Source organism: Nostoc sp. (assembly GCF_054880495.1).
This window is the reverse complement of sequence record NZ_JBTYKD010000219.1, coordinates 1-8,171: the sequence shown is the minus strand read 5'-3', so window position 1 is coordinate 8,171 and position 8,171 is coordinate 1. Positions and strand designations below refer to the sequence as shown.

Here is an 8,171-nt window from a genome sequence, read left to right as displayed (position 1 = left end):
ATCTGTCAAGTATTTTTTCTAGGCAGTCTCTCATGCTTATTTTGTTTGATTTGTCAAGTTCACATTATACCAAATTAGATGAGCTTACCCTGGCTTTGATGCCTCGACTAATTAACCTGATACAAAGGCTAACCAGTGGTGCAGTTTTGCGACCAATGACCATATCGCCAAGTTTGATTAACTTTTCAACATCACTGCTGTCAATTTGGGTGATGGTTCCCTCCAAAGCTTTTGGTGATGGCTCAATCAGAATTTGGGGGTAGATTTGTTTAACTAAGGCAATGTGCGATCGCGGACAACGATAACAAATTGATAGTGGCAACTCTACAGCATTAGTACGGCTGACAATGTTCTCGTAACTCTTGTTATCAGCCCCCGCGAAACCCATGATGGCTTGACGCGGATCGGCAACTGCTAGAATACGCCCAGTTGACCCCGCAAGGATTAATGCGAGTTCTAACTGTGCGGCGTTCAAATCCTGGGCTTCATCGACAAGTACGAATTTATACGGCTTAAACCATTTAGCCTCATTTAATTTCCACTTTACAGGCAACCAAATCTGATCAGTGAAGTCCAAACACTCCTTCTTAATCGCCTTTTGCTCACCAATACTTAAGCAATACTCAATCCAACGGGCTATAAGGTCAGGTTCCCAAACATCATCAATTTCAAAGTGAGATGCGATCGCCTGTATTGTCTCCTGTGTTGGCTGCTGGTTGGTAAGTCTTACTAGGTCAACTAATTTAAGAAAGTCGTTATTATTGCCGATAATTTTCTCAGCTTTTAATCTACCAACTGGATTACCACGTTTAGCAATTAAGTCTAAGTCTTGGGCAATGCGTTTGTACTTTTGCCCAGAAACCTCAACATCATAACTACTCCTAATTCCAAGCTCCTTTTTTACCAGTGAAAAACCTGCACTGTGTAGAGTACTAATCGACTCTTTCCAAGCTTGCCCGAACTTCTTAATCAAGTCCTGGGCGTTCATCTTACCAAATACACAGATTTTAATTTCACTGGGTCGTAAGCCTGATTCCTCAAGGGTTTTAGCCACAATCTTAAGTGTGGTACTTTTACCAGATCCGGCAACCGAGTTGCAGCAGCCGTGTCCGTTTCCTCTAAGAATCCAGTCAGCGATCGCTATCTGATATTTAGAAGGGACAAACCCAAACTTTGCAGTGTACGCCGCAATTTCAGCATCAGATAATTGCCGCTCTTGAGGCTCTATCTCAATCGTCCCTTGCGCGTCTTGTAGACAAGAAACTGGCTTGTCTTGCAAAGTTGCTCCTCTTGGGGAGACCCCAGACGCTCGCGGACTCGCTAACGCTCCGCTATCGCTTTTAGCGTCTCCCCAACTCTTGGAGACGCTGCGCGAAGGGAGAAGACCGCAATGCAGCGCTTAATTCACCACCAGATAAGGATTCTATAGCTAGTTTAATTTGTGCTAACTCATCCGGGTTGAGCTTATCTAACGCAGAGATGATGGCTTCAAATGGGCTGCATTGTCCATCCAGCGATCGCGCGAACTTTTCTATTTCCTCTAAGAATATCTCAGGCACTCTTACCGCTTTAGTTGGCAGATGTTGCCACGTCGTTTTTTGCTTAGTTAAATGCTCAGTTTGAGGATGTGGATTAGGCATAGTAATTTGAGTAAATACTATTATTAAATAATATCTTATATCGTGTGTACACTCGATAAATTTTAATTAAAGTATATTTTGTGGAGAGAGTGATAAGTGACAAATCGCTTACGCGAAATGAAGAAATAAGGTTGCTTTGCAGTTTGTTTATTGACTCCCTCCTTCTCCTTCGGAGACGCTACGCGAACGTCGGTCGATGTCCCCCTCCGCCCCAAGGGGAACGCTCATCGCCGCAGGGCTACCCCGGCTGCTTTACCCGGATTTCTCACCACATCTCTCAAAACCTTGTGCTCTTGAGCAGGGGAGCAGGGGAGCAGGGGAGCAGGGGAGAGATTTGTACAAGTTCTTTCCCCTCTGCCCCTCTGCCCCTCTGCCCCTCTGCCCCTCTGCATTTCAAGCTTGTGAGAAATGCGGGTTTAGGATGGCTACGCGCGTCAAGGGCTGCGCGAGTGGCGGGAAATCGTTGCTTCGCATTTTTATATCTGGGGACACCCCAGACCCCACCGCCACCCTTGACCCACTCCGCATGAAAAAAATAGCCGGGGTTTTTCTTGGCTGGTCGTTTCGTTAGGAGTTTCGGTTTATGCGTTCAGTTCCATTTGCGTTCGTTGCTTCGTTGGCTGCTGACTTTGAGGCGGTCGATTGTTTCTGGCGGGAGTCTGACGTGTCTTTTACTGGGTTCGTGGCTGAGGTGTGGTTTAGTGAGTTGCGTTTGGCTGGTGAGTTTGCTACCAAGTGGGCGGCAGTTGTCGGTTACGCGGTCAAGGTGCGCTGTCCTGCTGCTGGCCCTGGTCGGTTTGTGGTTTCGGTTCCTGTCGTTGTGCCAGTGGGTCAGGTCAAGCTTGGTTGGCCTAGTCGTGGTTCTAGGTTGCAGCTAGTTCGTTAGTTGTTTGGGCGGGGCTTCGGCCCTGCTTTTTTTTGGGATAACAGCAGTAGCTAACAACTGCGATCGCTCGTCTCTGCCTCACAACTCAAGCAAGCGATCGCCATCGTTTTCAAGAGAACCAAAGTAAGGCAATAGTTCAGCAGAAGTCAACAACTGCGTAGGCGCAGCCCGCCGCAAGCAACGCAACGATATCACTGCTATCTGGTCGCTTGACCATCACGCCCGTTAGGGCGGGCTGTCCCCCCTTTGTTATTGAGAATCCCTGCATGGGTGGTCAAGTCTATAAATTAAGCTGTTGCTTCGCATTTCTATACCCCTCCGTGCTTCGCACCGAGGGAGTGCTACGCAAAGACCGTTTCGGCATTTTATCACCTCCACTTCGTTCCGGTGATATGCCTACACTTGGGGTCTTTGCTCCGCAATGGCACAGACTCCACTTCGTTCCGTCCGTGCAGGAGGAAAAAGAAAGAGAAAAAAGAAGGGGTAAGGGTATCTCCGGGTGGTTGATGGCGGTGTGCCACAAGTCCCTCAAAAAAACAAGGATTGGGTAACAGATCCGGAAATATTACCCAGCTTCGAGTGCGTCTACTTTGGTGGTTGCTCCACCTGGCAGGTTTCCACTTTGGTTTGAAAACCAAAGGCGATCGCTGATTGCCCGAATGGATGAACGAAGTAGGCCAACCGAAACAACTTGAACTTTTTTAAAAACTGATGGTAGCTGCCGACCTACCCAGGCAGCTGCCACACGCTGCCCCCTCCGCGATTGCATTTTCTATTAACTTATCTCAGTCTCAACATTGGTTTTAACGATACCTTCTCTACGAGAGGCTTCGCCAACGCCAACGCCAACGGTAACGGTAAGCTGCGCTAACGCAACTCTTACAGCATCCCTAATAAATTGACCCATAAAGCCTTTATCTTTACCCTCTGCCAAACTTCGTAACAATTCTGAATCTTCCTCATAGAGCCTGACAGTAATCGTTTTTCCTGCCAAGACCCCTTCGTATTGGTTATGTCCCTCTGGGTTGCTTATATGACCTTTAGGCGCACCCCTTTTCTTTACTTGCGGTGATTTCTTATTAACCATATTTACCAGGTGTACAAGGCTTTTTAATCTTAGCTTATCACCACCACACAAGGATTATAACAATGTAAAGCATTGTAAATTAACCTTGTGTACGAGCTAAAAATATATTACCATGTGTACATGGATAAAAAGACCCGGCTACCAACCGGGCGCTCATCAAAAATAAATCTGATCTTATTATGACCATTCAAGCACCATCTTCTACAAGTCAATTAGCGCTCACCCTTGAGCAGTTCGTTAACAAGGCTGAAGCATTCTTACAAAACCATTACACAGTCGGCAGTGAAGCAACAGATATTCAACAGATTTTAAAAGCGATCGCTTTACTTCAGCTAGATGTTGACAACGAAGCCTTAGAAGCAGAGTTCGAGTTAGTTCAAGAAAAACGAGATTTATTAAACGACTACTACAACTCAGCTTGGTTCTAACCACACACGGGGGGCTATGGCTCCCCAACAGCAAACCAATTAAAAACTAAGGCTTAATCATGAACCTCAACGAATACCCAACCGCGATCGCTAAACTGCAATACCAAGTTTTTGGGTTTGACATAGCAATAGAGCAAGCCCAAATGACCATTAAGCAGATTGAAGCGGAAATTGATAACGAAATTGCCTTTGATGCCACACTCCGCAATGATGCCCAACGCAAGGCCAAACGCCAGCAACTGCTTGATGAACATCCCCAGTATTGGGAACAGCAGGAAATATTGAGCTTAAACAAAGGTAAGCGTGAGTCAACCTTTATCGAACTATGTCTGCGTCGCAATGAATTCTCAGTTTTGAAGCTCGAAAAACGGGAAGCGATCGCCCGATTAGAACTGCAAGCCAATAGTTAAACCTGACTGCCCCGGCATTGAACCGGGGCGCGACCCAAATATGACATCAGGTGGTTGGCTTCTCGCTCGGCTCCAGTTGCCCTGGTGCAGTTGTCGCTTTTTTAGTTTGGCTTGTCTGACAAAGTTAAACCCTGGTCATTGTGGCCAGGGTTTGTTTTTGGTTATTAGCTGTTAGCGTAGGCATCGCCTCTGCTTTTAGAATTTGGCTCCATAATCTCGCATCGCCTGAATTACTGCGTCATACTTTTGAGTAGGAATATCAGCAGTTTTTTCTAGATGAAAACCTGCCAGAACTGACCTGACATCTGATTCAGACAGTTGTAATTCATTCCTTGCGATCGCCCACAATCTTTTTGCTTGAGGTTCGGTTATGGTTTGTACACCCGATACTCCAGCCATATCATGTAATATCGACCCTTCCTTACCATTACTAGGTTTTTGAGTTAAACCAGCCTCTTGTCTAATTTCTTTGGCAATTTTGCGTTTAGTTTCTTGCCAATCCTGGCTGTTAGGTTCAAACACAGTGATATCTAATAAGCAAAGAGTGTTATATCTGCGCCCATACGATATTTGTATCCCTATTTCTTTAGCATCATTAAAATCCTTTGGTAGGGGAAAAACAGAATCTATCTGTTCACCGCTTTCATGTCGCAGGCTAGAAAGTAAGCAGTATCTACTTTCTAGGAATATCATCTGATGAGCGATCGCTAATCCACAGGCTGAAAGTGCAGGTGTGATTTTTGGCTGAATTTCTTCTAATTCAGCGTATGTAAAACTGATTTCCCTACCTGATTTAGTAGGGATTTTCACATTTCGATTAGCCAAAATAGCCGGGATTTCAGATTTAGCTTTGGCGAGGGCTGCGTTAAGTTGTGGTGTCGGTGTCATAGTTACAAATTCTTAGAGGAAATAGTTGGAGGGCGAGCGCTTTGAGGGGCGATCGCTGTTGGTTTACTCGCCGTCTTCTTTCAAGTCATCAATGCAGTTTTCAACTAATGTCATGGCAGTTTCTAAGCTGTTGCCAAAGTTTTCATGCCAATGGAGAAGCTCATCTTTACTTTCAAAAACCTTGTTTAGTTTCTCCAAGCATTCATTGAGTAGGGCGTAGGCGTAGCCCGTCGTAGACATCGCTTGTTCAAGTGTCATTGTTTTGCTCCTGAGTGAGGTGTTAAAATAAAGTTGCCCGATGGAATGTGCATAAGTGATCTTTGGTCGGATACGTTTGTGCTTTTCCCGGACTCAATACCCTCTCTTATGGCTGTGGGCTGGCGGCCAGAAATGTCTTACAAGGGGTTTTACCCTTACGGGTTCGGTAGTTTCTCATGGGGGGAACCCCCAAGACCGAACTACCTCACCAGTCCGCCAATTCTGGCTCTGGTTCTTCTTGCAAAGTTGGGCGCACGGAAACCGTGACGCGCCGACTTTGCGCTAAATCAGGGTCAAATTCCCATTGCTTACCTCGCGTCTCTATTTCTGCTGCATCTTTACGATTTGTCCAGCAGTATTCGTATTGGCGTAAAGTTTCAGCACCTAAATATTTCCAAACTGCAAAGATGTGTTTATCTGGAATCTGCCCCTGAGTTTTTGTGTTGAGCATCAGGTGCTTGGTTGCGATCGCATCCTGTGCAAACGCCTTCTCAATACCAGAGTAAGCGTGACAAGTGCAGGTTACTTCATATCTGTGAAGCTTGAGTTCATAAAAATCACCCGTATTACCTTTGGCAATAAGTTCATCCCAATCGCTGCCGGGTTCTAATTTGTAGGGGTCAGCCTTTGACCAGCAGCGCTCTATCAAAACTTCTACATAGTCGATTTTTGAGATAAAGCGAGATATGCCGCGGATTTTAACAGTTTGTCCGCGCTTGATAATTTTATTGAGGATGTGGAGGTAAACAACATTCTTGTAAAGGTCAATCCCGACTTTTACCTGTTCTGCTGACCATCCCCATTTTGTTAGTAAAGCCTTTGTATTTTCTAAGCTGTAGAGGTGGCGTAAAGCATAATCTTCGCCGTTGTTTTCATGCAGTAAAGATTGATGGAAAACAGAATAATTGTAGTTAGCGCGGGTGTGTGCGTTAGCGGAGCGTACCGCAGGTCTCGCAGAAAATCTTGCTGTAGCCATTGGTCGGATACCTTGTATAAGTCCATGTATACATGGTATCATATTTCTGCCATGTATACAAGGGTGTTATGATGAGTTTGGAAAATATTTTTAAGCTTATGAAGAGAGAGAAACCTTACGAAGTTCAGCAGGGTGAAGGGGGGCTATTTCTGCCATCTGGGGAAGAGCCGATAGATAGCCCTAATGTCCAAGTTAGGATGCCTGGATCTCTATATCAAAAATTTGTTGCTGCTGCTGGAGACAAGAAGGCTGCTTGGATTAGGCAAGCGATCGCTGAGAAGCTCGAAAGAGAAACCTGATTAATATTCGCCGCGAGGTGCGACGAGACGGCAGCGTGAGTTTAACGCTTTAAGTATTTGACTATAGAAAAAGCGATCGCCCCCTCAAAGCGATCGCTTATTAACTAAACCCAGTAATAATTGCTGTAAGGCTTAGGCGTATTCTGTACCGTAAACTCCCAAATCTTTCGGCGTGGACTTTGTGACCAACTCACATGAACTGATTTATCCTTGCCGTAGTAATAGATAGAGTCATAGTTAAGAGTTCTCAAAAACCCAATAACTTTTCTACTGTCAACTCCTACAATTTTAAAATCACAAGCAGCGCCCAGATGTTTGCAGTAATAATTGCCTTTGGCGTTCCGCTCGTGTGCCGCGTGTTGGTCAACTTTTATGCAAATGCGCGATTTGTCACGGTTTAAAAACTTTAATAAATCCTTACTGCAAAAGCCATAAGTGAGCTTAAAATTCTCAGCGCCGAAGCGGTCAATAACTGGGATGAGGATAGAAACTTCCAGGTTGATTAAAGCTTGCACACTCTCTGAATTCTCAGGATAAGGATTGATGAGGTTTGAGTATTTAGCGTAGGTCTGTGAACAGGTGCAGAGTTCTTGGAGCATTGGGGGGTGGGTGGGGGTGGCAGCGGTGGTTGATTCTTAGAGGAAGGGAGAGTGATCGCTGTAGTTGCGATCGCGGAAACTAATTACTGAATGCCGTTGATAAATTCCTTGTAAATGCCAATATCTATAGCCAAGCCTTTAACTCTTCGCCTAACTCCGGTTCTAGCGTCATTAAGCGGAACTGAATCTTCATCCTCTGTTTGTTCAAGGTGAATTAATAAGTCAATAGCTTTTCTCAGCCCCTCGAGCTGGTAAAGATCGTATTCTTCATCTGTATGAACGGTGTCGTAATTCATAGCTTCGCCCTTGTTCCTTGGTCGGGTACACCTATATTATAACACAAATATCCATGTATACATGGTATAATTAAAGGGTAGGATGAAGTTTAATTAAAGATATGAACCTTGCAATTTTTCTAAAAAATTACAGTGCGATCGCTTTCACTGGTTCCCGCAAAATGATTGCAGGTCAAGCAAATCAAATTGATTTTGTGCTTGATAACTGTGCTACTGAAATGTTAGTAGGTGTAACGACCTGCAATACTAATCGCTCAAACCTGCAATCAAGACATTTTCAAACCAGGATTATTTGCAACTATAATTACCCTTCAGCCAGGATTAATTGCAACTGAACCAGGATTAAATGCAACCAACCTGCAATCATCCATTTGAACCAGGATTAATTGCAACTATAAATACTT

At 44.8% G+C, this 8,171-nt stretch carries 14 protein-coding genes; 5 read left to right on the top strand and 9 right to left on the bottom strand.

Features of this window, described 5'->3' with window-relative positions:
- Positions 1 to 64 precede the first annotated feature (64 nt).
- Together ACYTXL_RS20110 and ACYTXL_RS20105 are read right to left on the bottom strand one after the other, a co-directional pair.
- Positions 65 to 1,279 (bottom strand): UvrD-helicase domain-containing protein, encoded by a 1,215-nt coding sequence (locus tag ACYTXL_RS20110; protein ID WP_461922293.1) that lies wholly within the window; start codon positions 1,277 to 1,279, stop codon positions 65 to 67.
- Between the two features lie 61 nt (positions 1,280 to 1,340).
- The gene (locus ACYTXL_RS20105) at positions 1,341 to 1,640 is read right to left on the bottom strand and encodes a hypothetical protein (RefSeq protein WP_461922294.1); all 300 of its coding nucleotides are present in this window, start codon (positions 1,638 to 1,640) and stop codon (positions 1,341 to 1,343) included.
- A gap of 583 nt (positions 1,641 to 2,223) precedes the next feature.
- Here ACYTXL_RS20105 and ACYTXL_RS20100 point away from each other — a divergent pair.
- Positions 2,224 to 2,526 carry a hypothetical protein gene (locus ACYTXL_RS20100; protein ID WP_461922295.1) on the top strand — a complete coding sequence of 101 codons (303 nt, stop codon included), beginning with the start codon at positions 2,224 to 2,226 and terminating at the stop codon, positions 2,524 to 2,526.
- Between the two features lie 565 nt (positions 2,527 to 3,091).
- Here ACYTXL_RS20100 and ACYTXL_RS20095 read toward each other — a convergent pair.
- Positions 3,092 to 3,271: a hypothetical protein gene (locus ACYTXL_RS20095; protein WP_461922296.1), complete on the bottom strand. Its 180-nt coding sequence runs from the start codon at positions 3,269 to 3,271 to the stop codon at positions 3,092 to 3,094.
- 30 nt (positions 3,272 to 3,301) lie between these two features.
- Entirely contained in the window at positions 3,302 to 3,613 is a 312-nt protein-coding gene (locus tag ACYTXL_RS20090) for a hypothetical protein (RefSeq protein WP_461922297.1), read from the bottom strand.
- Between the two features lie 179 nt (positions 3,614 to 3,792).
- Here ACYTXL_RS20090 and ACYTXL_RS20085 point away from each other — a divergent pair, with 179 nt between their 5' ends.
- Positions 3,793 to 4,041, top strand: coding sequence for a hypothetical protein (locus tag ACYTXL_RS20085; protein WP_461922298.1), 249 nt, complete (start codon positions 3,793 to 3,795; stop codon positions 4,039 to 4,041).
- A 59-nt stretch (positions 4,042 to 4,100) separates the two neighbouring features.
- Complete coding sequence (locus ACYTXL_RS20080; RefSeq protein ID WP_461922299.1) at positions 4,101 to 4,451, top strand: hypothetical protein; 351 nt, start codon at positions 4,101 to 4,103, stop codon at positions 4,449 to 4,451.
- Between the two features lie 195 nt (positions 4,452 to 4,646).
- On the opposite strand, the gene ACYTXL_RS20075 is transcribed toward ACYTXL_RS20080, so the two are convergent.
- From ACYTXL_RS20075 to ACYTXL_RS20065, 3 genes are all read right to left on the bottom strand, one after another.
- Positions 4,647 to 5,339: an ERF family protein gene (locus tag ACYTXL_RS20075; RefSeq protein ID WP_461926270.1), complete on the bottom strand. Its 693-nt coding sequence runs from the start codon at positions 5,337 to 5,339 to the stop codon at positions 4,647 to 4,649.
- A gap of 63 nt (positions 5,340 to 5,402) precedes the next feature.
- Positions 5,403 to 5,597, bottom strand: a complete 195-nt coding sequence (locus ACYTXL_RS20070; protein ID WP_461922553.1) for a hypothetical protein — start codon at positions 5,595 to 5,597, stop codon at positions 5,403 to 5,405.
- Between the two features lie 205 nt (positions 5,598 to 5,802).
- Positions 5,803 to 6,573 (bottom strand): hypothetical protein, encoded by a 771-nt coding sequence (locus ACYTXL_RS20065; protein WP_461922554.1) that lies wholly within the window; start codon positions 6,571 to 6,573, stop codon positions 5,803 to 5,805.
- A gap of 98 nt (positions 6,574 to 6,671) precedes the next feature.
- Between ACYTXL_RS20065 and ACYTXL_RS20060 the strand changes: the two genes are divergently transcribed.
- Positions 6,672 to 6,872 (top strand): hypothetical protein, encoded by a 201-nt coding sequence (locus ACYTXL_RS20060; protein ID WP_461922555.1) that lies wholly within the window; start codon positions 6,672 to 6,674, stop codon positions 6,870 to 6,872.
- 104 nt (positions 6,873 to 6,976) lie between these two features.
- Here the strand turns inward: ACYTXL_RS20060 and ACYTXL_RS20055 are convergent, their stop codons facing one another.
- Together ACYTXL_RS20055 and ACYTXL_RS20050 are read right to left on the bottom strand one after the other, a co-directional pair.
- A complete protein-coding gene (locus ACYTXL_RS20055; RefSeq protein ID WP_461926269.1) occupies positions 6,977 to 7,471 on the bottom strand; it encodes a hypothetical protein in 495 nt (164 codons plus the stop codon).
- 83 nt (positions 7,472 to 7,554) lie between these two features.
- Complete coding sequence (locus ACYTXL_RS20050; RefSeq protein ID WP_461922557.1) at positions 7,555 to 7,767, bottom strand: hypothetical protein; 213 nt, start codon at positions 7,765 to 7,767, stop codon at positions 7,555 to 7,557.
- A gap of 101 nt (positions 7,768 to 7,868) precedes the next feature.
- Between ACYTXL_RS20050 and ACYTXL_RS20045 the strand changes: the two genes are divergently transcribed.
- Entirely contained in the window at positions 7,869 to 8,102 is a 234-nt protein-coding gene (locus ACYTXL_RS20045; RefSeq protein ID WP_461926268.1) for a hypothetical protein, read from the top strand.
- The last annotated feature ends 69 nt before the right edge of the window (positions 8,103 to 8,171 follow it).

Coding starts and splice junctions, on each gene's coding strand:
- ACYTXL_RS20105 (WP_461922294.1), bottom strand. CDS start 1,640: ATGCCTAATCCACATCCTCAAACTGAGCATTTAACTAAGCAAAAAACG.
- ACYTXL_RS20100 (WP_461922295.1), top strand. CDS start 2,224: ATGCGTTCAGTTCCATTTGCGTTCGTTGCTTCGTTGGCTGCTGACTTT.
- ACYTXL_RS20090 (WP_461922297.1), bottom strand. CDS start 3,613: ATGGTTAATAAGAAATCACCGCAAGTAAAGAAAAGGGGTGCGCCTAAA.
- ACYTXL_RS20085 (WP_461922298.1), top strand. CDS start 3,793: ATGACCATTCAAGCACCATCTTCTACAAGTCAATTAGCGCTCACCCTT.
- ACYTXL_RS20080 (WP_461922299.1), top strand. CDS start 4,101: ATGAACCTCAACGAATACCCAACCGCGATCGCTAAACTGCAATACCAA.
- ACYTXL_RS20075 (WP_461926270.1), bottom strand. CDS start 5,339: ATGACACCGACACCACAACTTAACGCAGCCCTCGCCAAAGCTAAATCT.
- ACYTXL_RS20070 (WP_461922553.1), bottom strand. CDS start 5,597: ATGACACTTGAACAAGCGATGTCTACGACGGGCTACGCCTACGCCCTA.
- ACYTXL_RS20065 (WP_461922554.1), bottom strand. CDS start 6,573: ATGGCTACAGCAAGATTTTCTGCGAGACCTGCGGTACGCTCCGCTAAC.
- ACYTXL_RS20060 (WP_461922555.1), top strand. CDS start 6,672: ATGAAGAGAGAGAAACCTTACGAAGTTCAGCAGGGTGAAGGGGGGCTA.
- ACYTXL_RS20055 (WP_461926269.1), bottom strand. CDS start 7,471: ATGCTCCAAGAACTCTGCACCTGTTCACAGACCTACGCTAAATACTCA.
- ACYTXL_RS20050 (WP_461922557.1), bottom strand. CDS start 7,767: ATGAATTACGACACCGTTCATACAGATGAAGAATACGATCTTTACCAG.
- ACYTXL_RS20045 (WP_461926268.1), top strand. CDS start 7,869: ATGAACCTTGCAATTTTTCTAAAAAATTACAGTGCGATCGCTTTCACT.